General features: G+C 48.0%; 17 protein-coding genes. 11 read left to right on the top strand and 6 right to left on the bottom strand.

What is annotated here, in order from left to right; genetic code table 11:
• Both H6F50_RS16115 and H6F50_RS16120 read left to right on the top strand, forming a co-directional pair.
• A partial coding sequence (locus tag H6F50_RS16115; protein WP_190429474.1) for a CHAT domain-containing protein occupies nt 1-899 on the top strand: 899 nt, incomplete at its 5' end.
• Nucleotides 900-967: 68 nt separating this feature from the next.
• Entirely contained in the window at nt 968-3,547 is a 2,580-nt protein-coding gene (locus H6F50_RS16120) for a CHAT domain-containing tetratricopeptide repeat protein (protein ID WP_190429475.1), read from the top strand.
• Nucleotides 3,548-3,774: 227 nt separating this feature from the next.
• Here the strand turns inward: H6F50_RS16120 and H6F50_RS16125 are convergent, their stop codons facing one another.
• The gene (locus H6F50_RS16125; protein WP_190429476.1) at nt 3,775-4,014 is read right to left on the bottom strand and encodes a hypothetical protein; all 240 of its coding nucleotides are present in this window, start codon (nt 4,012-4,014) and stop codon (nt 3,775-3,777) included.
• A gap of 132 nt (nt 4,015-4,146) precedes the next feature.
• On the opposite strand from H6F50_RS16125, the gene H6F50_RS16130 reads away from it, so the two are divergent.
• Nucleotides 4,147-6,450: a caspase family protein gene (locus H6F50_RS16130; protein ID WP_242029063.1), complete on the top strand. Its 2,304-nt coding sequence runs from the start codon at nt 4,147-4,149 to the stop codon at nt 6,448-6,450.
• A gap of 159 nt (nt 6,451-6,609) precedes the next feature.
• On the opposite strand, the gene H6F50_RS16135 is transcribed toward H6F50_RS16130, so the two are convergent.
• The 3 genes from H6F50_RS16135 to H6F50_RS16145 form a co-directional block, all read right to left on the bottom strand.
• On the bottom strand, nt 6,610-8,262 hold the full coding sequence (locus H6F50_RS16135; RefSeq protein WP_190429477.1) for a DICT sensory domain-containing protein: 1,653 nt from the start codon (nt 8,260-8,262) through the stop codon (nt 6,610-6,612).
• 328 nt (nt 8,263-8,590) lie between these two features.
• The gene (locus H6F50_RS16140; protein WP_190429478.1) at nt 8,591-10,090 is read right to left on the bottom strand and encodes a UDP-N-acetylmuramoyl-L-alanyl-D-glutamate--2,6-diaminopimelate ligase; all 1,500 of its coding nucleotides are present in this window, start codon (nt 10,088-10,090) and stop codon (nt 8,591-8,593) included.
• A gap of 97 nt (nt 10,091-10,187) precedes the next feature.
• Nucleotides 10,188-10,472 (bottom strand): glutaredoxin family protein, encoded by a 285-nt coding sequence (locus tag H6F50_RS16145; protein WP_190414783.1) that lies wholly within the window; start codon nt 10,470-10,472, stop codon nt 10,188-10,190.
• A gap of 374 nt (nt 10,473-10,846) precedes the next feature.
• Here H6F50_RS16145 and cysH point away from each other — a divergent pair, with 374 nt between their 5' ends.
• The 4 genes from cysH to recJ all read left to right on the top strand — a co-directional run bounded on the left by cysH (nt 10,847) and on the right by recJ (nt 15,931).
• Nucleotides 10,847-11,578: a phosphoadenosine phosphosulfate reductase gene (gene cysH, locus H6F50_RS16150; protein WP_190414784.1), complete on the top strand. Its 732-nt coding sequence runs from the start codon at nt 10,847-10,849 to the stop codon at nt 11,576-11,578.
• A 90-nt stretch (nt 11,579-11,668) separates the two neighbouring features.
• Complete coding sequence (gene sbcD / locus H6F50_RS16155) at nt 11,669-13,021, top strand: exonuclease subunit SbcD (RefSeq protein WP_190429485.1); 1,353 nt, start codon at nt 11,669-11,671, stop codon at nt 13,019-13,021.
• 193 nt (nt 13,022-13,214) lie between these two features.
• Complete coding sequence (locus H6F50_RS16160; protein WP_242029064.1) at nt 13,215-13,688, top strand: hypothetical protein; 474 nt, start codon at nt 13,215-13,217, stop codon at nt 13,686-13,688.
• A gap of 89 nt (nt 13,689-13,777) precedes the next feature.
• A complete protein-coding gene (gene recJ, locus H6F50_RS16165; protein ID WP_190429479.1) occupies nt 13,778-15,931 on the top strand; it encodes a single-stranded-DNA-specific exonuclease RecJ in 2,154 nt (717 codons plus the stop codon).
• 159 nt (nt 15,932-16,090) lie between these two features.
• On the opposite strand, the gene H6F50_RS16170 is transcribed toward recJ, so the two are convergent.
• Nucleotides 16,091-16,213 (bottom strand): photosystem II reaction center protein Ycf12, encoded by a 123-nt coding sequence (locus H6F50_RS16170; protein WP_190414819.1) that lies wholly within the window; start codon nt 16,211-16,213, stop codon nt 16,091-16,093.
• A gap of 263 nt (nt 16,214-16,476) precedes the next feature.
• Here H6F50_RS16170 and H6F50_RS16175 point away from each other — a divergent pair, with 263 nt between their 5' ends.
• From H6F50_RS16175 to H6F50_RS16190, 4 genes are all read left to right on the top strand, one after another.
• Nucleotides 16,477-16,827: a YkgJ family cysteine cluster protein gene (locus H6F50_RS16175; protein WP_190429480.1), complete on the top strand. Its 351-nt coding sequence runs from the start codon at nt 16,477-16,479 to the stop codon at nt 16,825-16,827.
• A gap of 208 nt (nt 16,828-17,035) precedes the next feature.
• The gene (locus H6F50_RS16180) at nt 17,036-17,362 is read left to right on the top strand and encodes a TMEM165/GDT1 family protein (RefSeq protein ID WP_347275957.1); all 327 of its coding nucleotides are present in this window, start codon (nt 17,036-17,038) and stop codon (nt 17,360-17,362) included.
• A gap of 95 nt (nt 17,363-17,457) precedes the next feature.
• Nucleotides 17,458-17,760 carry a TMEM165/GDT1 family protein gene (locus H6F50_RS16185; protein ID WP_190414788.1) on the top strand — a complete coding sequence of 101 codons (303 nt, stop codon included), beginning with the start codon at nt 17,458-17,460 and terminating at the stop codon, nt 17,758-17,760.
• A 145-nt stretch (nt 17,761-17,905) separates the two neighbouring features.
• On the top strand, nt 17,906-19,093 hold the full coding sequence (locus H6F50_RS16190; RefSeq protein ID WP_190429482.1) for a serine/threonine-protein kinase: 1,188 nt from the start codon (nt 17,906-17,908) through the stop codon (nt 19,091-19,093).
• 136 nt (nt 19,094-19,229) lie between these two features.
• Here the strand turns inward: H6F50_RS16190 and dnaE are convergent.
• Nucleotides 19,230-22,319 (bottom strand): DNA polymerase III subunit alpha (gene dnaE, locus H6F50_RS16195; RefSeq protein ID WP_190429483.1); only part of this gene is annotated, 3,090 nt, incomplete at its 5' end.

Below are 22,319 nucleotides of genomic sequence, written 5' to 3' on the forward strand. Positions count from 1 at the left end.
CAAATAAGAGTGGCATCTTCGTAACGACAAAACAGGACAATCGCCCAAGCAAACAGTTACAGCAACTTCATCAGCTGCTCGTTGAGCCGATTGCCGAATTGTTGCCAAAAGCTGCGAAGGCTCGTGTCGCCTTTATCCCGCAAAAATCCCTGTTTCTGCTTCCCTTCGCAGCGCTGCAAGATAAACAAGGCAAATACCTAATCGAGCAACACGCAATTTTTACCGCTCCCTCGATTCAGGCGCTGGATTTACTTTACAAGCATCGACAGCGAATCCAAGGGATTGCCAAGGATGTGCTGGTGGTGGGGAATCCGACGATGCCCCGCGTTCCTCCCAAGATAGGACAAAAGCCGGTGTTGTTACAGCAACTTCCCGGAGCGGAACAGGAAGCAAACGCGATCGCGAATCTCTTCAATACCCAAGCGCTTATCGGCGACGCAGCAACTGAGACCGCGATTGTGCAGCAAATGCCCCAAGCGCGAATTATTCATCTCGCAACGACTGGGTTAATCGATGAGGAGGAGGCATTGAGAAATGCGATCGCTTTGGCTCCCTCTAACACCGATGATGGGTTGCTGACAGCAGAAGAAATCCTGAATTTGAAGCTAAACGCTGAGTTAGTTGTCCTGAGCGCCTGTGATGCGGGTTTGGGTCGCATTACCGAAGATGGCGTGATTGGGCTAACGCGCTCTTTTCTAGCAGCGGGAGTTCCCAGCGCGATCGCTCCCCTAGGGTTGATATCGGATGAGCCGACTGCCTTTCTAATGACCGAGTTTTATAAAAATCTGCAATCGAATCCCGATAAAGCAGTTGCACTGCAAAACGCCATGCTAGCGACGATGAAACAGCACCCCAACCCAATGAACTGGGCGGGTTTCATCCTTATCGGCGAACCGTAGGCGCAGCCCATTTGTGCTTGATTTCATTCCAGTCAATTTGACAACATCATTCATCTACCTAGCCAGCGATGCATTCTCGTAAAATCAGCCTAATCGCCTTCATCACCCTTGCTGCCACTGTCTCGACGCCTTTGGCTACCAGTTTTCCAGCACTAAGAACGCCACGGGTGTTAGCTCAAACCCAAGCTGACCGGAAAGCGGAAGCCGACCGACTGTTGCAGCAAGGTTTTCAGCAGCTTCAGACCAGTCAATTTGAGGCGGCATTACAGTCTTGGCAACAGGCACTGACTATCTATCGAGAAATTAAAGACCGCCAAGGCGAGGGAGCAGTACTGGGAAATCTGGGAGTTGTTTACCGTAACTTGGGGGACTATGCCAAGGCAATTGATTACTCCCAGCAGTGGCTGGCGATCGCACGGTCAATTAAAGACCGCCAAAGTGAGGGAACCGCTCTGGGAAACCTGGGAATTGCTTACCTTTCCCTGGGGGACTATGCCAAAGCGATTGAGTACGCACAGCAGGTGTTGGCGATCGCGCGGTCAATTAAAGACCGCCAAAGTGAGGGAGCCGCTCTGGGAAAGCTGGGAGTTGCCTACGATTCGCTAGGGGACTATGCCAAGGCGATTGAGTACCAACAGCAGTGGTTAGCGATCGCACGGTCAATTAAAGACCGCCAAAGTGAGGGAGCCGCTCTGGGAAATCTGGGAGTTGCTTACCGTAACCTGGGAGACTATGCCAAAGCGATTGAGTACGCACAGCAGGTGTTGGCGATCGCACGGTCAATTAAAGACCGCCAAAGTGAGGGAACCGCTCTGGGAAACCTGGGAATTGCTTACCTTTCCCTGAGGGACTATGCCAAAGCGATTGAGTACGCACAGCAGGTGTTGGCGATCGCGCGGTCAATTAAAGACCGCCAAAGAGAGGGAGCCGCTCTGGGAAGTTTGGGAATTGCTTACCTTTCCCTGGGGGGCTATGCCAAGGCAATTGAGTACACACAGCAGTGGTTAGCGATCGCACGGTCAATTAAAGACCGCCAAAGCGAAGGGACGGCTCTGGGAAATCTGGGAGCTGCTTACGGTTCCCTAGGTGACTATGCTAAGGCGATTGAGTACGCACAGCAGTGGTTGGCGATCGCACGGGAGATTAAAGACCGCCAAGGTGAGGGGACGGCTCTGAACAATCTAGGACTTGCTCTCTACGAATCTGGCAATCTCGCCGTAGCAGAGAAAACTCTAATTGATGGAATTGAAGTTTTGGAATCTCTTCGAGAAAGATTAGGCAGCGATGATGCCAATAAAATTTCAATTTTCGAGCAGCAAGCTCGCACCTACCGCACTTTACAACAAGTCCTCATTGCTCAAAATAAAACTGATGCAGCACTGGAAATTGCCGAGCGGGGTCGGGCACGGGCGTTTGTGGAGTTGCTGTCAAGGCGATTATCCCCGAACTCTGTAGAGACGTTACCGGCAAAGTATCTACAGCCAACGATTTCACAGATTCAACAAATTGCCAAAACTCAAAATGCCACCCTCGTTCAATATTCGATTATTGACGAAGATGTCAAAGTTCAAGGTAAACAACAAACCAAGGAATCAGAACTGTATATTTGGATTATCAAACCCACAGGTGAAGTGGCATTTCGTCGCAGCGACCTCAAACCCTTGTGGCAAAAAGAGAATTTTTCTCTAAAAAACCTTGTTGTCAACACCCGTCAATCTATGGGCGTAAGGGGACGTGGTGGCATTGCAGTAGCGCTAATAGAGGAAGCAAGCCTAACTAAACGGTTACAACAACTTCATCAATTACTGATAGAACCGATTGCCAAAGAGCTGCCACCCGATCCAAATGCTCGTGTAATTTTTATCCCTCAAACAGAACTATTCCTAGTTCCCTTCCCAGCTCTCCAAGATGCCAACGGCAAATACTTGATTGAAAAACATACTATTCTCACGGCTCCCTCAATTCAAGTGCTGGATTTAACTCATCAGCAAAGGCAACGTGTGGAGACACAATCAATCCCATCTCTACAAGAGGCGTTGGTAGTGGGTAATCCGATCATGCCCAAGGTGGTGCTGAACCCTGGAGAATTAGCCCAGCAGTTATCTAATTTGCCGTGGGCGGAACAGGAGGCGAAGGATATTGCTAAACTACTCAAAACTCAAGCGATTACTGGTAGCCAAGCCACCAAAGTCGCGATCGCGCAAGCATTGCCTAAAGCGCGAATCATTCATCTAGCTACTCATGGCTTACTAGATGATTACCGGGGATTGGGAAGTGCGATCGCTCTCGCTCCATCTAACCAGAATGATGGGTTGCTCACTGCTGAAGAAATCCTCAATCTAAAATTGAATGCTGAATTAGTGGTTCTGAGTGCTTGCGACACCGGACGAGGACGCATTACGGGCGATGGTGTTATTGGTTTATCCCGTTCTTTAATTTCCGCTGGTGTGCCTAGCGTGGTGGTCTCTCTATGGCAAGTCCCGGATAATTCGACTGCTTTTTTGATGACGGAGTTTTATAAAAATCTTCAGCAAAAGGCTGATAAAGCTACGGCATTGCGAAATGCGATGCTGACAACCATGAAACAGCAACAATATTCAGATCCCGTGCAGTGGGCAGCATTTACTTTGATTGGCGAAGCTGAATAAGGCAATATTCATCTGAGCTCTTGACAAAGATTTGTTAGAGAATTTATTTCTAACTAATGACAAAATTTTTTCTACAACGATTAGGAAAAATAAGTGAAATCGAATCTAGTTAATTATTTTTTTGATGATTGGTCAGTAATGGATAATTGTTTTTTTATCCTTCCACCTATTCTTTATTAACCATTACCAACCTGACAAATAAAATAAGTTTCCACCCAAAGTTGACGCTAGAACTTAGGCATAGCGGTCAGTGCGATCTCGCTGACTCCCCAAGCTTCAAAAAACTGGCGATAGAGAACTTTGCTGGCTGAGGTTAAGTCGCCATCCGGCTCGATGATTCCTCCTTGGAGGATTTTTCCTCCATCTGTGCGGAAATCCAACCTCAGATCGCCATTTTCATCTTGTTGAATGATAAAATTTCCGTTTGCCAAAACTTGACCAGCACGACTTAAAATAGCGCAGCGCATCGTTAACGACTTCCGATATAAATAGAACACAGTTAACCATGTCACTAATCTGTGCCGTCGTCAACATAGCTCGTTGAACACAGGATTTCAGTAATCTCAGCCTTTCATCCTGCACCACTTGAGGAAACATTGATGATGTCTCACATCAAGCGCCGTCAGTTTTTGCAATTTGCCGGATCGACGCTGGCAACTTTGGGTTTAAGCCATCTGGATGTGATGCGAAAGGGCGATCGCTATGGCAAAGTCCTCGCTCAAAGCACACCCCGCAAACTGGCGCTGCTGGTGGGAATTAATACTTATCAAAATAGTAGCGATCGCTTAGCGGGTTGCATCACCGATGTGGAAATGCAGCAACATCTACTCATTCACCGCTTTGGCTTCAACCAGAAGGATGTCCATATCCTGACAGATGCCAAAGCCACTCGTGAAGGTATCTTGGGTGCATTTGACGAATATCTGATTGGGCAAGCGAAGCCGGGAGATGTTGTGGTGTTTCACTTCTCCGGGCACGGTTCGCGGGTAGATGACAGCCCAGAATGCGATGAAGTGGTCTTAAAACTGAGCGAAAGTTGTTTAAACAGTACCATTGTCCCTGCCGATAACTCCCTACCTTTGGTTGCCCGTCGCCGTGGGGGTATTGCATCCGATATCACAGGACACACGCTGTTTTTGCTGGCGTCAGCAGTGAATACGGAAAACCTGACGCTGGTTCTAGATAGTTGTCATGCTGGGGGCGGGAAACGGGGGAATTTGAACGTCAGGGCGCTGGATGGTGGCGTGCAAGTTAAAGTCAGCCCAGTGGAGAAAGAATATCAGCGGCAATTGCTATCGCGGGTAAATTTATCCCCGGATGAGTATATTCAGGCACGCAGGGCAGGAGTTGCCAAAGGGATCGTCATTGCTGCCGCCGATCGCAAGCAACTGGCGGCGGATCAGCGCTTCAACGGCTTTGCGGCGGGGGCATTTACTTATGTGATGACGCAGTATCTTTGGCAGCAAACCGGGGATGAACCCGTGGCGAGTGCGATCGCAAATATTGCCCGTACCACTAACCAGATTTCTTCTACGGGTCAAATTCCAGAATATGAAGCTAAGCAAAAAAGCAATGAAGAGGAACCCGCTTACTTCCTAAACCAACAGACTCTCCCAGCGGAAGCGGTAATCACCAAAGTTGAGGGAGATGGGGTGCAGTTGTGGTTGGGAGGTGTCAATTCCCAAAGCATCCCTGCCTTCGATCGAGGTGCCATTTTGACAGTGATAGACGCTCAAGGCAAGGAGCAGGGATTGGTACAGTTGGAAGCGAACTCGCGCAAAGGATTAACGGCGCGGGGCAAACTCCTAAATGCAGGAAGGGGCGGGGTTTCCTCGCCCCCGCAACTGGGAACATTGCTGCAAGAGCGAATGCGCGGGATTCCCAGCGATATGACTTTACCGATTGGTCTAGATCCATCGCTGGGTAACGACACAGCTAAGGCAGAACAAGCCCTCAAAGCTATCCAGCGCCTCAAAATCTTGCCTTTACAACAGGAAGAATATGTCGCCTACCTCTTAGGACGAATTACCCAGGAGAATCGTCAATTTCAGAAAAATGGAGAGACTCCTAATTTAACCTCTGTGCCCGATATGGGCAGTGTCGGCTTATTCACTCCAGCACTAGAACAAATTCCTGGCTCTTTTGGTGTATCTGGTGAATCGATAGAGGCGGCTATCACCCGTCTCACCCCGAAATTTAAGTCACTGCTAGCAGCTCACATTGCCAAGATGATACTCAATCCCGGTTCCTCCCGGCTGAATGTAGTGGCTTCCATGAAAAGAGCGGAGGGCGAGACATTTGCAACTACTTTCCCGGTTCGCGGCGCACAAAACAGCAGCAATTCTTCAACTCAAAACTCAAACCTCAACCGCGAGCGATCGGGTCCCGACAACTTAAAACTCCCCTTGGGAACGCCGCTTCAGTTTGTGGTGACGAACCAAGAAAATCGGGATCTTCACGTATCCGTTTTAGTAATCGATCCTGAAGGAGAAATGACGATCGTTTTTCCGAATACCTGGACGGTGGAAGAGAATGCAACTCTGATAAAAGCAGGAGAAACGCGACAAATCCCGCAACCGGGAAAAGATAAGTTCAGATTTAAAGTTGCAAAACCCGTCGGCATGGTGGAGGTTCTGATAATCGCCAGTGGTACTCCTCTTAAGCAAGCGCTCAAGACATTACAGGAAGTGGCCAGGGTGCGAGGACAGGCACCAGGGTTGCCAATGACGCTGGGTGAGGAACCAACCAAGTTAATCGACGGTTTGTTAGAAGACTTTAACCGAGGCGCAGGAAATAGTCGTGGTGGTGAGAAGGCAGAGGTTCGGGGACTGGGAGTTGTTAATCGTGTCGATACTCAAGAGTTGGCAGCGATGTCAATTACCTTTGAATCGGTGGAAACATAAGCATTTATCGCCATTTCAGGGTGGGGTGGGATACATCTGTAGGGGCATGACAATCAAAAAGCCCCTACCGTTAGAAGCGTAATATATTCCAGCCAACTGAGAAATGGTATAGATGAATCTATGGTAGATATCCCGTGCAATGGTATTCAGATACCCAACTTACGGCTGAACAGATGTCGAATGGTGAACGGGTAACAACACTTTGAAAGTAGAACCCTGACCAAGTTTACTGGTGACAGAAATAGAGCCAGCGCAACGTAGGAGAAGTTGCTGCACAATGGTTAAACCTAATCCAGCACCGAAAACTTCTTCCCCCGGTGCTAGGCGTCCGCGATAAAAGCGGTCAAAAATCTTGGGCAATTCGTTCGGGGCAATGCCGATGCCGGTATCGCGAAATTCCAACTGTACGTAATCGCCTTGTTGCTTGGTGCGTACCACCACCTGACCGCCAGTGGGAGTGAATTTAATGCTGTTGTGTAGCAGATTGATAATAATTTGTCGCAGCCATGCCTCTAAGCAGGAGACAGCCGGAAGGTTAGGACTGACCGTGTAACCTAACTGGATACCTTTTTCTTGCGCGATCGCTTGATAGGTGCTGACAACTCCAGGCACGATATCTGCCAACTGCACTGGAAGCAAAGTTGTTGGGGTAGTTGCCCGATCTAGCTGGACTAGCTCCATCAAACCGCTAATCAAAGAAACCTGGCGATCGCACTGTGTATGCAGCAAATGCAGGTAGCGCTGACGCTGCGAGGGTTTGAGTTGTGGGGACTCTAGCAGCGTCAGCGCGGTTTTCATGTTGGTTAGCGGCGTCCGCAGTTCTAACAGCGCATTGCTTAGTAGTTCATCTTTAAAGCGCACTTCATCCAGCAAAGCTTGATTTTGCCGCTGGAGTTCGGCGATTTCCGTTGTTGATGCATGATTGGCGGCAGCACCCCGCCCGATTTCCTCTTGCTGCTGGACTTGTTTTACCAGTAACTGAGTCAGGATGGATGCGATCGCTCGATTTTGTACTAAATCGGGTGATTGCGGTAAGGTAAATAGCTTGTCCCAGTTGCTGAGGAGAGTCTCTTCAGTGGGCGCGATCGCGGGTCGGATTCCCTGCAAAACCTCCTGAATCACTGGCTTGTCAAAAGCGCAAATTGTCAGCAGCGGTCGTCCTCGCTTGTCCTCCGTGCCTGCTGTAGCCATTTGCTTTTGCAAAGCCAAAACGCTTTCGCTAACGCCTGACTGTGCCCCGTAAGGATTGCCTAGAGCGCTCTTATTCCGGTACTGAGAAGCGAGAAACTCTTTTGAGTCTATATTTTTGATTTGATCCAAATCCTTTGAAGTTGTCTGGGCAGATGGCTTAGCGCTGCGGGGTCGATGAGCCAAAATTAAGCCGCAAAAGCGTTCGGATAGCACTAACAAAAAATATTCTCTGGAAATTGCGTTTTCCGGCTTCAGTTGAACTGGAATAATCTGCGAGGCGGTGGGGGAAATTTTTGGGGATCCGGTGAGTGCATAAGGGGAATTTTCAAATTCTTCCTGGCGATCGCTCTCTCCGGCTTCTACTCTCTCCTGCTCTCGTCCCTCTTTGCCGTTACAGACATAAATCGTATGCCCAACCTGCCCCCGCTCCTGATATTGTTCTATCTGCGCCTGCCAGCCTTCTCCAGGCGGTAGCTTTACCCAGAGTTTGGCTGGCAGTTGTTGGTCAATCAGTACGTCCATCAGCGCCCACAGCAAGGACTTGAGCGTAGTTGCACTCACGGCAAGCGGCTGAGGCGCTGACTCTACACGCAGAGCCAATTGGTAAAGGGATGCATCCATAAGATTTTAAGATTTTAGAGGTTGCTTTTGGATGAAAAGGTGACTTGTTAAATGCACTGATGTCTCAACAAATGGGTGAAAATCAACTTGGATGGTTTTGAAGACTTTTGACTGGAAACTCCTTTATAGCTACTTTTAGCGCAGCGGTGCGGAGCGCAGATTGAGAGAAACCAGAGATAGTTTCATCTTGATTTCTACCCATCTAGCGAGTGTCTCTTTAATCCTTTCCTAGCCATCAATCTCCATTTCAAGAGACAACAAGTTAGATTGAATTGCGCCTAGTTACAAGTTAACCACTCCACTCTAAAATCTAAAATCTACAATTGCTTTAACCAGGCATCCGCTTTAATAAGGCATCCCGTGCTTGTTCTCGATCGTCAAAGTGGATTTTTTCCGTTCCTAAGATTTGGTAGTCTTCATGACCTTTACCAGCAATCAGGACACCATCACCCGGTTGGGCTTCTAAAATGGCGGTATGAATGGCAGTCGCGCGATCGCTAATCACCACCACTGGTTGAGCCGAGGTTGGTATCCCGGCGACAATATCTTGCAAAATCCGTTCTGGATCCTCCGTCCGCGGATTGTCGGAGGTAACAACGGCTTTGTCTGCTAACTGCGCGGCAATTTGACCCATTTTCGGGCGTTTAGTGCGATCGCGATCGCCTCCACAACCGAAGACGCAGATCATCTTACCGGGAATAAACGGACGCGCCGCTTTTAGCAAATTCTCCAAACTGTCCGGTGTGTGAGCATAATCGACAATAACGCTAATCTCTTGCTGGGAACCGATTTGCACTCGTTCCATCCGTCCCGGCACTCCCGAAAATTCGGGCAGCGCCGCCGCAATTAACTCCAAATCTACTCCCAGATGCAACACTGCTCCCACAGCGGCAAGTAAATTTTCCAGATTGTACTGCCCTACCAGGGGAGAACGGAAAGCCACATCACCTTTGGGGGTATGCATCACCCCACTGACTCCCGTTGGCTCATAACTCAGATCGCTCATCCATAAATCGGCGGTCGAATCGTTGACGCTGTAGCGCCATACTTGGTCTGGATTTAACCGTTCGATCAATCGCTGTCCATAAGAATCATCTGAATTAATTACCGCCCGCCCTTTGAGATATTCAGGGCTAAACAGCAACGCTTTTGCATTGAAGTAATCTTCCATGTCGTGGTGGAAGTCTAGATGATCCTGGGTGAGATTGGTAAACACCGCAACCGAAAACGGACAACCTAAAATCCGACCTTGCGCCAAAGCGTGGGAACTTACTTCCATCACACCCATCTGAGATCCGGCTGCGATCGCCTCTGCCAGTTGTTTTTGCAGTTCGACGGCAAAAGGCGTCGTGTGGGCAGCGGTTTGTGTAAAGCCAGCCCAACGGGCATACAGCGTCCCAAATAAAGCTGTTGAGAACTGGCTCCGAGTCAGGAAAAATTCGATTAAATGGGTCGTTGTCGTTTTGCCATTCGTTCCCGTGACGCCAATCAGTTTTAGCTGTTGCGCTGGGTAGCCATAAAAGGCAGCAGCAACTTGGGCGCAAGCTTGAGTCATGTCTGCGACTGGGATTACGCAGGCGTCTTCCCCTTTAGGGGGATGTTTTTGGACAGCTTGGGAAGAAATCAGGGCGGCGACTGCACCGGATGCGATCGCGCCTTCCCAAAACTCCCCTCCATCCACTCGCGTTCCGGGCATCCCGATAAACAAATCTCCCGGTTGACAAGCATGGGAATTTGTCGTTAAACCCTTAACTTCCAATTCCAGAGCAGTCTGACTAGAGGGTTGCTCAATCTGGGGAATGGTTGCTAATAACTCTCGCAATTTCATCTTTAGTAACTCCTCACAATCGTCACGAGTCATTAATCGTTAGTCATGAGTCATCGAATCGTTAGCAGGCGGACGCTCGACTCAAGACTATTCGCGCTTATTCTTTATCTTTTACAAGCAAATATTTCTGTAACATTTGCGCCAACTGTTGCACCGTAGCGCGGGGAGAAGGACGGGGCAACGGTTCTTCTACTCGATCTGTACGCTGAGATCGAACCCTAAACAGGACAGGAATTTCATATTGATAGGCTTGAAACCAATCTTCGCGGGTAGTGATATCCCGGATTTCCAGTTCAATGGGGGGGTTTGAAACTTGTTCGAGTTTTTCTTGTAACCCCTCGCACAAGTGGCAACCCGGCTTGCTGTACAGAATTAACCGCACTCAATCTCTCCAAAAAACTTTGATAGGGCGATGATAGCTCCTAGTGCAGTTTGGCAGAAATCAATTGCCGGTTCAACAATTAGAAGTTATCTCATCTTTTCTTCAAAGCGGACACCCATCCCAAAAAAAAGCAGCAGAATCATTCTGTGACTGGCTACGCTTTGCCTCTACAATCCTTCCTCCCGGTAGCAGGATGTTGGCGAGGGAATGTAGGCGGGGTAATATCTTGTCCGCGCCCATGTCTGCGCCAGTCGAATGCCATGCAATTCTTTACACGATGTTCATTTATAGCCCTGTTCTCCGATCGGGTTAGGTGCTTATAAGAGGTAAAATAATTTGTAATAAAGAATTCAGAAATTCACTAGAAACGTACCATGAGCGATAGCACCACAGCTCCCGTTAGCATCTCCTCGTTTAATCTGGATGAGCTTAACCAAAAATTTGACAAAGCTCATCCCAGAGAGATCCTGGCTTGGTGTGTTACAAATATCCCCACGGGACTGGTGCAAACCAGCGCCTTTAATGTGGATGATTTGGTAATTACGGATCTTTTATACCGCGATCTCAAACCAGCAACGCCAGTGCCAGTCCTGTTTCTGGACACGCTGTATCACTTTCCTCAAACCCTGGAGTTAGTTGCTAAAGCGCAGGCACTTTACAATTTAAACCTCCAAACTTACAAAATTCCCGATCTAGACTCCCGCGAAGCCTTTGCGGCTAAATACGGCGAAGCGCTGTGGGATAAGGACATCACTCAATTTCACCACCTGACCAAAATTGAACCATTGCAACGGGGTCTAGCAGAACTCAGCACCGTTGCCTGGATTACCGGACGCCGCCGCGACCAAGCCGTGACTCGTGCGGATATGCCAGTCTTGGAACTAGATTCACAGCAACGGCTAAAAGTGAATCCTCTCGCCAACTGGACACGCAAGGACAGCTGGGCTTATGTGGCTGAGCATGGCATGATTTACAATCCTCTGCACGATCAGGGATATGCCAGCATCGGCGACGAACCCATTACTACACCCGTTGCTGAGGGTGAAGACGAACGCGCAGGTCGCTGGCGCGGCATGGGTAAAACTGAATGTGGAATTCACATTTAGAATGTCTAATGGGTAATAGGTAATGGGTAATGGGTAATGCAAGAAGATTACCAATTACCCATGACCAATCACCAATTACCAATTAGCAAAATGATTAAAATCCTCCACCTATCCGATATTCACATGGGGAGTGGCTTCTCCCACGGACGGGTCAATCCGGAAACCGGAGTAAACACACGGCTTGAGGATTTTGTCAATACTTTATCAAAGTGTATTGACCGAGCGATTGGGCAAAGTACAGACGGAGAGAATGGCGAACCCGTTGATTTGGTCTTGTTCGGTGGAGATGCTTTCCCCGATGCAACGCCGCCGCCGTATGTACAGGAAGCGTTTGCCAGCCAGTTTCGGCGCTTAGTCGATGCCCAGATCCCAACGGTGTTGCTGGTGGGGAATCACGACCAGCATTCTCAGGGGCAGGGAGGCGCGAGTTTATGTATTTATCGGACATTGGGAGTGCCGGGGTTTATTGTCGGCGATCGCATCGTCACCCACCGCATCGAAACCCGCAGCGGTCCCGTCCAAATCATTACCCTCCCTTGGCTCACCCGTTCCGCCCTGCTGACGCGCCCGGAAACTGAAGATTTGTCTCTAGCCGAAGTCAACGAGTTATTAATTAAGCGTCTTGAGCCTTGCCTGGAAGGAGAAATCCGGCGTCTAGATCCGGAAGTACCAACCGTTCTTTTAGCTCACCTGATGGCAGACCGAGCTAACTTAGGTGCAGAGCGCTTCCTAGCAGTCGGCAAAGGGTTTACCATCCCCATCTCGATGCTGACGCGACCTTGCTTTGACTACGTCGCGTTGGGGCACGTCCACCGACATCAGAATCTCAACAAGTCGAACCAGCCTCCAGTTATCTACCCAGGCAGTATTGAGCGAGTCGATTTCAGCGAAGAAAAAGAAGACAAAGGCTATGTGATGATTCAGCTGGAACGAGGCAACGCCCAGTGGGAATTTTGTCCTCTTCCGGTGCGCCCCTTCCGGACTATCGAAGTGGATGTCTCTGATGCATCTGAGCCGCAAGCCGCTTTAATCAAAGCGATAGGCAAAAAAGATATCAAAGATGCTGTCGTGCGGCTAATCTACAAACTGCGTTCCGAGCAGATAGATTTGATTGATAATAATGCCCTGCACGCTAGCTTAAGTGACGCCCACACCTACACAATTCAGGCGGAATTAGTCAGTCAGCTAGCGCGTCCTCGCTTGCCCGAACTCGGTTCTAGTGCCAGCACCGATCCTGTGGAAGCGCTGAAAACTTACTTAGCCAATCGGGAAGACCTTAAGGATATTGCCGCCTTGATGCTGGAAGAAGCCCAGAAGTTACTGGCACATGAGGAAGAGGCGTGGTTCAACGCTTCTGACATTGAGGAAGCATCAGCGATAGGAACGAATCAACCGAGTCAGCAATCTGTGGCAACGACAGATTCCCAGCTGCGTTTACTGTAAAAGTCTTGCTTGAATTTGTGCTAAATCTGCAAGGATTCAGTATTACTTAGTATATGCGTATTTTTCATACTAAGTATTGTTTAGTATACGTATAATTACATAAACTAAAAAGCAGGTTTGAGCGTATCAGCAAAAAGCAAAAGACTCTGAAAAAGTTTAAAATTTAGATAAATAGATTACAGAATTTGAGTAAATGAGCTTTCGGGAACAGACTTCTCAGCAAGTCACAACGCAGCCTTTAATGTCTAAATTTTTACCAGCAGTTTTAGTCGTAGCTGCTTTTAGCGTTGGTGCAGTGGCACACATCCAACCAGCTTTGGCGGGAACTTGTGCGGCAAAGTGCCCCCCAGCCCCGATTCAGTTCGTACCGGGACAACGCATCACCTATGAGGTGGTAAACCTGACATCGAGTTTGGTTCAGATGCAAAAGGTGGTGGGTACCGATCCGATTCCCCTCAATCCCGGACAAGTAGTGTCTTTCACGAGGGGAGGGGGTACAGACCCGAATCTATCACTTTTGCTGTGGGATGCGACGGGTTTGCCCCTGGGAGTGAGACTCGCTAAACCGAATGCCAGAACTTTACGAATCGAAGTCCGTCCTGGTGGGCGTCCTCCAGGCGATCGCACAATTTATTTAAGAGATGACGGTCGGGTTGCTGTTTATTAAAAGCGATCGCATATCCCTATAGACCCAGTCATTTAACGAATTAAAACTGATAGGATGGGCTGAGCCAGACTGCTGGAAATACGACGCCTGTGCAAGATCGTCCTCATTCAGAATCATCCCCTCGTCCTGCCCGATTGCCCAATCATCGATGGCAAATATTTCCAGTACGAGACGAACTAGCCCAACAGTTAGCTAAAACGACGGGTCTTTCACCACTGTTGAGTCAGGTACTGATTAACCGAGGCATTGAGACGCCAGAAGAGGCACAAGCATTCCTAGATCCAGAATCTCAGGTTTTGCCCTCACCGTTGGAAGAATTTCCCGACTTGGCAATTAGTGTGGAGTTGTTGAAAGAAGCGATCGCATCCCAGCACAAAATTGCGATCTGCGGAGACTATGATGCGGATGGGATGACTAGCACTGCGCTTTTACTCCGGGCACTGCGGTGGTTAGGGGCACAGGTGGATTATGCGATTCCCAGCCGCATGAGTGAAGGCTACGGGATTAATCGCCGCATTGTCGAAGAATTTCACCGGGAAGGCGTTTGGCTGATTTTAACGGTAGATAACGGCATTTCTGCGTTTGAGCCAATCGATCGGGCACGGCAGCTGGGTGTCAAAGTTATTGTCACCGATCATCACGATATTCCCGAAAAACTGCCTCCAGCCGATGCCATTCTCAATCCCAAGCTGATTCGAGAATCTTCTCCTTATCGCGGGGTGGCGGGCGTTGGCGTCGCTTATATCTTGGCTGTCACCCTCGCCCAACAGCTGGGGCAAACGAAGGGATTGGTGAAGCCACTATTAGAACTTTTTACCCTCGGAACAATTGCCGATTTAGCACCGTTAACAGGGGTAAACCGCCGCTGGGTGAAGCGGGGTTTGCAACAATTACCGAATTCTCAACTAGCGGGAGTTCAGGCGCTGATTCAGATAGCGGGAGTACCACAAGGCACAGAGAACAGCGAAGCGGAAACTCCAAAATCTAAAATCCCAAATCCACAATCCTTAAAGCCAGAGGATATTGGGTTTCGCCTGGGGCCAAGAATTAACGCCGTGGGACGGATTGCCGACCCGCAGACGGTGATTGAATTGCTGATAACTGATGATATGGGAATCGCACTGGAACGGGCGATGCAGTGCGAACAAATTAACAAACACCGACAGCAACTCTGTGAAGAGATTGAACGGGATGCTGTTACTTGGTGTGAAGAAACCCAGATTATTGGAACCCCGAATAAAAAGTTAGATTCTGCCAGTGAGGTTTTACCTCAAATTCCAGATAAGTCGATTGACTTCCAGCAAGAACGGGTGTTAGTGCTGGTTCAACCGGGATGGCATCATGGCGTGATTGGAATTGTTGCCTCGCGCTTGGTGGAACGCTACGGCGTGCCGGTGTTTATCGGAACTTATGAAGATGAGCATCACGTCCGGGGTTCGGCGCGGGGGATTCCTGAATTTCACGTATTTGAAGCTTTGCAGTTTTGTCAGGATTTGCTGGGGAAATTTGGCGGACACAAGGCGGCGGGGGGCTTTTCGATGCCAGCCGAAAATCTCCCTGCATTGCGATCGCGTCTTAGCCTTTTTGCTCATCAGTGTCTGGAACCCCAGCACCTAAAGCCGCTGCTCAAGATTGACGTTCAGGCTAACCTCGACGATATTAATCTTGATCTGTACCAACAGATTGATGCCCTTCACCCGTGCGGGATTGAAAACGCCGATCCCGTATTCTGGACGCCGAATGTCCGCGTAGTTGAGCAAAAAATTGTCGGGAAGGGTCACGTCAAATTAAAATTCCAAGACTCTGGGGATAACGGGAGTCAGGTTCGGAAAATCGAAGCGATCGCTTGGCGATGGGGCAATTATTACCCTTTACCGTCGCGGGTTGATATCGCCTACAAACTGCGACAAAATACCTGGAATGGCAACACCACGGTACAACTGGAGTTAGTAGGTCTGCGACGTTCCACGGGGGAACCTCATCAATTGTCCTTCTCCCCAAGTCTGAAAGCTGAGTTTCACTACAACCAGCGTCGCTATACCTGTAGCCTTTCTGAGTCTTTAAAAGAGTTAAAAATTAGAAATCCCGAAGGCAAGGTTCTGGCGATTCAGCAAGGACACAGAATGGGTTTACTCGGAATCACGCGGGAAAATGCCAAAGAGGTTGATGTGACGAAACCTCCGTTTTATCCATTGATTAAAGCGGCAATGCAAGCGCTGGATCTACCGGGGAAAAATACCTAAGTTTTCTGAGAAAGCGAGATAAGATTTTTTAAGGCAAAGTAACGCAAAGGGATTTGCCAAGTTACCCAAAGCTATCTGCTCATCCTTCGCGTAGACTCTGCGCTATCCTTTGCGGTACTTTGCGTTGAAAATACGATTTTGTGTCAAAATGCCAGTATTTTAGAGGTCGCCGCCTCGAAATGCCAGCACGAAGATAACTGCTGGGCCAGCAAGCATAATTACCGCCACAAAGCCTAGCTGAGCAATGACTTCCCAGTTGATGCTGCTCAAACCGCTGAACAAGTCGCTGAAAATCTCCATTTGTCCTGCCTTTCTACGGGTATTTACAATGTGTTGATTTGAATAGCTAATTGGCAAATTTTGCCATCTAATCTTACCCAGCGATCGCGTCTTTTATTTAAAGAACTTTACAAAAGTATAAACAATGACAAAAAACCCTCAGAAAGTCGTTTCTTGTAGCTGGCAAGGAAAAACCTCTCTCCAAGGCGCGATTTATCGCGTCTAAACTGAAGAGACGAGAACTTTTTGAAAGATGGTTTGGAACAATGCCGACTTGGCGATGTGTTAAGCAATGTGGAGCCTGCTGTCATCTCGATCCAGCAGATCGCCCTGACTTAGATCAATATCTCATGCCAGAGGAGTTACAGCTATATCTGAGCATGGTCGGCGAAGGGGGATGGTGTGTGAATTTCGATCGGGAGACGAGAGAATGTCAGATTTATCTAGATCGTCCTCGCTTTTGTCGGGTGCAGGCAGATGTTTTTGAGGAATTGTACGGCATTGAGCCAGAGGAACTCAATGACTTTGCGGTGGAGTGTTGCCGCGAACAGATTGAAGGCGTTTATGGCGATCGCTCTTTAGAAATGATCCGATTTAACCAGGAAGTTGGCTTTTGAAACCGATTAGGAACTTAAATCTTCTGCAAGCAACCAAAGGTTGATATTTGCACCATATTCTGAGAAAATGAAAAGAATATGAAAATTAGCTAGCGTTGAGCCTAACTCAATAGTGAAACTTTCTGCACTGCCTCCTAGCCTGCCTGCCTTAGAGCGTCCTAGCGCCCAGGTACCTGCCGTTGAATCAGCGCCTTCACCCTCTTCAAAGATTAGCCATTCTAAATCTCAAAAGCCAAAAGTGAAGCTTTTCCAGCGGGTGCCTTGGACAGTCTTTAGCTCCACGTTCTTGACGATCTTTTTGGCAGAAATGGGAGATAAAACTCAGGTGGCAACGCTGCTGATGAGTGCAGAATCTCAGTCGCCGTGGTTGGTGTTTGCAGGGGCGGCGGTGGCACTGATTGCCACAAGCTTGGTGGGTGTATTGTTGGGGCGCTGGCTGGCAACTCGGCTGTCTCCTAAAACCTTGGACATGGCAGCGGGAGCTTGTTTGCTCTTTGTTTCTGTGATGCTGCTGTGGGATGTCGTACATTTTTAAGTTGCAAGATTTTCACGTTGCAAGGTTGGCACGTTGAAAGTTCAACCTGTCAGCGATTCAAAACTTTCAACCTTTAACCCTTCCAACCTTCAACTATGGATTGGCATCTTCTCGGAATTAGTTTCATCACGGTATTTTTGGCGGAGATTGGCGATAAGAGCCAATTGGCAGCGATCGCGCTTAGTGGCAGTTCTAAATCTCCCCGCGCCGTGTTTCTCGGAACGATCGCCGCACTGCTGCTGGCTAGCTTCCTGGGAGTCATTGCTGGGGAAGGCGTGGCGGTGCTGTTGCCTGCGCGGTTACTCAAAGCGATCGCAGCCATTGGGTTTGCCTTAATTGCCGTCCGCTTGTTGTGGCCCGATACCGATGTGCCAGAAGATTTAGAAGAGACACCGTAGAGATCGGGTTTGGGCTTTGAGTTCTTACATTGGGAAGAAAAATTCCAGCCAGAAAAACATTAATTCTGGAAAAAGCCCGTAAAAAAACAAGGCTTTAGCGCTAGGAGTGTCAACATAGATTTAGTCAGTTGCAGCGCTTCCCACTATGAGCTATTGCCTCAATCCAGCTTGCCCAAACTCTCAAAATCCCTCTGATACAAAGTTTTGCCTGACTTGCGGCACTAAGTTGCTGCTCAAAGACCGTTACCGTGCCATCAAACCGATTGGGCAAGGCGGCTTTGGTAGAACTTTTTTGGCAGTGGATGAAGACAAACCTTCTAAACCGCGTTGTGTAATCAAGCAGTTTTACCCGCAAGCCCAAGGCACCAGCACGGTTAAAAAAGCAATTGAGTTATTTAATCAAGAAGCGATGCGGCTGGATGAACTGGGTAAACATTCCCAGATTCCCGAATTACTGGCATATTTTACTCAAGACGATCGCCAGTATTTGGTGCAAGAGTTTATCGACGGGCAAAACTTAGCCCAAGAATTGGCACAAGTAGGTGCTTTTAGCGAATCTCAAATTCGTCAGTTGCTGAATGATTTATTGTCAGTGCTGCAATTTGTCCACAGCCAACAAGTAATTCACCGAGATATTAAGCCAGAAAATATTATTCGCAGAAGTCGCGATCGCAAGCTCGTTCTGGTTGATTTCGGCGCGTCTAAAGTTGCCACCACTAACGCCCTCAACCAAACGGGAACCAGCATTGGCAGCCCTGAATATGTGGCACCAGAGCAAGCCAGAGGCAAAGCTTCTTTCGCTAGCGATATTTATAGTTTAGGCGTCACCTGCATTCATCTATTAACTCAGCGCTCTCCGTTTGACTTGTACGATATTAACGAAGATGCTTGGATTTGGCGGCAATATTTAATCTCTAAAGTTAGCGATTCGCTGGGCAAAATTCTGGACAAAATGCTGCAAACTGCTCCCAGTCGGCGCTATCAATCAGTAGAAGAAGTCTTGAAAGACCTGAATCCTTCGCCAGCCCAAGTCACGGTAATTTCTCATACACCGGCGACACCTGCCAAGCCTCTGAAATCATCGCCAGTGACACCACCCGTTGCCAACAAGCCCCCTAACCCATCCAAAAGCCAAATTGATATTGAATTAGAGGCTTTAAAAGCCGAAATAATGGGTGGTAGCACCGCCAAAAACGAAAATCAAAAATCGGCGTCCCCACAACCTCCATCTTCAAATCCTGCTAAAGCTAACAGCCAGGTCGATCTGGAATTGGAGGAGCTAAAAAGTCAGTTTCTGGGATCTCCAACGCCCAAAAAGCCCCCTCAGAGCTAGCGCCTTGGGGATGGCTGTTTGGAAGGCACCGCCATCAATTAAACAATCTCAGGCGTTGCTGAAAAGTAATGATTTTTCCACGAAGGAATCTGCTTGTGAAATAGCTATAGCATTACCAAATCAGCAACGCCCAATCTCAAACAGCGATCAGAGGCTGAACGCGAGCCGGAAAACCCGCGGAATTGAGCGCCTCAACCGCTGTGTTGTGGTCTTGCACCCAGAATTGACGACCAAGGCGAACGGTTAAGTGCCGCTGTCCTCCTTTCACCGTTGCAATCACCGGGACATTTGCTTTGTCTTTATCGCCTGAGTGTTCTTGGAGATTGGTCATCAAGCGATGCTGTTCCGCAATGTCACCCGCTTGATGAGGTGTCAGTTCCACCATCACCATCCGCACTTGTTCAATGGGTTCTGTATCCTCAACGATCAGCTGAGTTTTATCGTCTCGCCTGTCTACTTTTCCCCAAATAATCAGGCGATTATCCACGACCAGATGTAAGTGAATGCGTTCGTAAGTTTTCGGAAAGACGACGGCTTCAGATTGACCTGTTAAGTCTTCGATTTGCAAGATCGCCATGCGATCGCCTTTTTTGGTGACTACGGGTTTAATCCCGCTGACTATCACAATGGCGCTAAGAGTCGTATCCTCCCGCTGGTCGCCAAGTTCGCTAAGATTAATCGGAGCGAGAATTTGAGCGGATTTCCGCACAGATTTAAGGGGATGGTCAGAGACGTAAAAGCCTAGCAGTTCTTTCTCAAAATGTAACTTTTCGTGTTGAGAAAAATCAGGGATGGCTGAAGCCTTGGGAGCAGATTCAAAGCTACTTTCTGTTGTCGTATTTCCAAAGTCAAAGAGATTTCCCTGACCGCTGGCTCGGTCTTTGGCGCGGTTTTGTCCCCAAGGGAGAACTAGCTCAAGGTCTTTGCTTAATTGCTGTCGGTTGGGTTCGAGGGTATCAAAAGCACCGCATTTGATCAAAGCTTCTAAGGCGCGACTGTTAACCGTGCGAAGATCCACGCGATCGCACAAATCAGCCAAAGACTTAAAATTGCCCCCACTTTCCCGTGCTGCCAAAAGACACCGAATCGCCCCCTCTCCCACATTTCGGACTGCCGACAATCCGAATAAAATACTATTTTGCAGCGGTGTAAAATCAACTCCCGATCGATTAATATCTGGCGGCTCCACTTGAATATTCATACTCAAACAAGTGGTGATATATTTTTGCACCTTATCCTGGTCGCCACTGTTAGAGGTCAGCAGAGCTGCCATGTATTCAACGGGATAATTTGCCTTTAAATATGCCGTTTGATAAGTTACATAAGCATAAGCCGTTGAATGGGATTTATTGAAGCAATATTCGGCAAATTTAACCATCTGCTCGAATAAATCTTCAGCAATCTTTTCCTTTACCCCATTTTTAGCAGCTCCATCAATAAAGGCTTCTCGATGCTTTTGCATTTCCGAAACCTTTTTTTTGCCCATCGATCTCCTCAATAAGTCTGCTTGACCTAGAGAATATCCAGCTAAATCCTGAGCCATTTTCATAATTTGTTCTTGATAAACAAGAACCGCATAGGTTTCTTGCAGAATTGGCTCTAGTAAGGGATCGACATACTTAATTTCTTCTCTACCATGCTTGCGGTTAATAAACAGAGGAATCAGACCCGCATCTAATGGTCCCGGTCGATAGAGAGCAAGAATTGAGGAAATATCTTCGATGCTGGAAGGCTTCAGGTCGCGCACAATCTGACGCATCCCAGAAGATTCTAATTGAAAGATGCCTTCTAATTCACCTTTTTCTAATACTTCGTAGGTCTTTTGAATATCCGGGGGTATTTTTTTAACTTCACTTTTGGCTAAGATTTTCTGAGCTTTTCTTTCGTCAAGTGGGAGTTGATCGGGATCGAGGGTAATATTTTTATTTTGCTTAATTAGATCGATGCTTTTCTGGATCATGGTTAGGTTTCTTAACCCCAAAAAGTCCATCTTTAATAACCCCAGCGATTCCAAGTCTTCCATGAAATACTGGGTAATGACTGAGCCGTCATTATTTCGTTGTAGCGGCACAATTTGATCTAAAGGTTCTGCTGAAATCACGACACCGGCGGCGTGTACCCCAAAAGTTTTGTTCGTTCCTTCAATTCGCATTGCCATATCAATCCAATGGCGAACGATGGGGTCATTATTGTATTTTTCTTTAAACTCTGGTGCGGGGGTATCATCCGAAATCATCACCTTGAGTTTTGTTGGCTTACCTCGCACTACTGGGATCAGTTTTGCCATTTTGTCTGCATCCCCATAGGGAATATTCAACACTCTGGCAACATCTTTTAACACCGCTTTAGACGTGAGGCGGTTAAAGGTAATAATCTGCGCCACCCTATCCGTGCCATACTTTTGGGTAACATATTCAATCACTTTGTCCCGTTGTTCAATGCAGAAATCCGTATCAATATCTGGCATAGATTTCCGTTCTGGGTTCAAAAATCGCTCGAATAGTAACCCATGATGGACGGGATCGATGTTAGTAATTTTTAAGGCATAAGCAACCAGAGAACCCGCCGCAGAACCGCGACCAGGCCCTACTGGAATATTATTATCTCTGGCATATTTGATATAGTCCCAAACAACTAGGAAGTAGGTTGAAAATCCCATCTGCTGCATCATTTTCAACTCGTATTCCAGCCGTTCTTTATAGATGGGATCGACTTCAGCACGAGAACGATAACCAAAGCGTTCTAAGAGACCTTTCCAAGTAACATTTTCGAGATAGGTATCGGCGGTGTAGTCGGCTGGGATAGGATAGTCGGGAAGGCGAGGTTCGCCGAGGATGTTGTAAGGTTGAACTTTATCTGCGACTTCTAGGGTATTTGCGATCGCTTCCTCAATTACGTCGTCCGGTAGATGATCTCGAAACAGATATTTCATCTCATCAGCGGATTTCAGATATTCAGTGCCGCTGTAGCGCATCCGATTATCTTCAGAAATCAGTTTTCCGGTCTGAATACATAACAATGCGTCGTGAGCTTCGACATCATTGCAGGAAATAAAATGGGAATCATTAGTCGCAACAATTTTAATGTCTAGTTCCCGCGCAATTTTGACAATTTCAACGTTAACTGTTCGGTCTTCTTGAGAACCGTGATCTTGAATTTCTAAATAAAAATCTTCACCAAAAACATCTTTATACCACTGGGCAGTTCGACGAGCAACATCGGGTCG

The organism is Coleofasciculus sp. FACHB-712, assembly GCF_014695635.1.
GTDB lineage: Bacteria > Cyanobacteriota > Cyanobacteriia > Cyanobacteriales > FACHB-T130 > FACHB-T130.

Excerpts from the sequence above, each read along its gene's own strand:
- H6F50_RS16160 (WP_242029064.1), top strand. The coding sequence starts at position 13,215 with ATGAGCTTTCGGGAACAGACTTCTCAGCAAGTCACAACGCAGCCTTTA.
- H6F50_RS16135 (WP_190429477.1), bottom strand. The coding sequence starts at position 8,262 with ATGGATGCATCCCTTTACCAATTGGCTCTGCGTGTAGAGTCAGCGCCT.
- sbcD (WP_190429485.1), top strand. The coding sequence starts at position 11,669 with ATGATTAAAATCCTCCACCTATCCGATATTCACATGGGGAGTGGCTTC.
- H6F50_RS16125 (WP_190429476.1), bottom strand. The coding sequence starts at position 4,014 with ATGCGCTGCGCTATTTTAAGTCGTGCTGGTCAAGTTTTGGCAAACGGA.
- H6F50_RS16175 (WP_190429480.1), top strand. The coding sequence starts at position 16,477 with ATGCCGACTTGGCGATGTGTTAAGCAATGTGGAGCCTGCTGTCATCTC.
- cysH (WP_190414784.1), top strand. The coding sequence starts at position 10,847 with ATGAGCGATAGCACCACAGCTCCCGTTAGCATCTCCTCGTTTAATCTG.
- H6F50_RS16120 (WP_190429475.1), top strand. The coding sequence starts at position 968 with ATGCATTCTCGTAAAATCAGCCTAATCGCCTTCATCACCCTTGCTGCC.
- H6F50_RS16190 (WP_190429482.1), top strand. The coding sequence starts at position 17,906 with ATGAGCTATTGCCTCAATCCAGCTTGCCCAAACTCTCAAAATCCCTCT.
- H6F50_RS16185 (WP_190414788.1), top strand. The coding sequence starts at position 17,458 with ATGGATTGGCATCTTCTCGGAATTAGTTTCATCACGGTATTTTTGGCG.
- H6F50_RS16140 (WP_190429478.1), bottom strand. The coding sequence starts at position 10,090 with ATGAAATTGCGAGAGTTATTAGCAACCATTCCCCAGATTGAGCAACCC.
- H6F50_RS16130 (WP_242029063.1), top strand. The coding sequence starts at position 4,147 with ATGATGTCTCACATCAAGCGCCGTCAGTTTTTGCAATTTGCCGGATCG.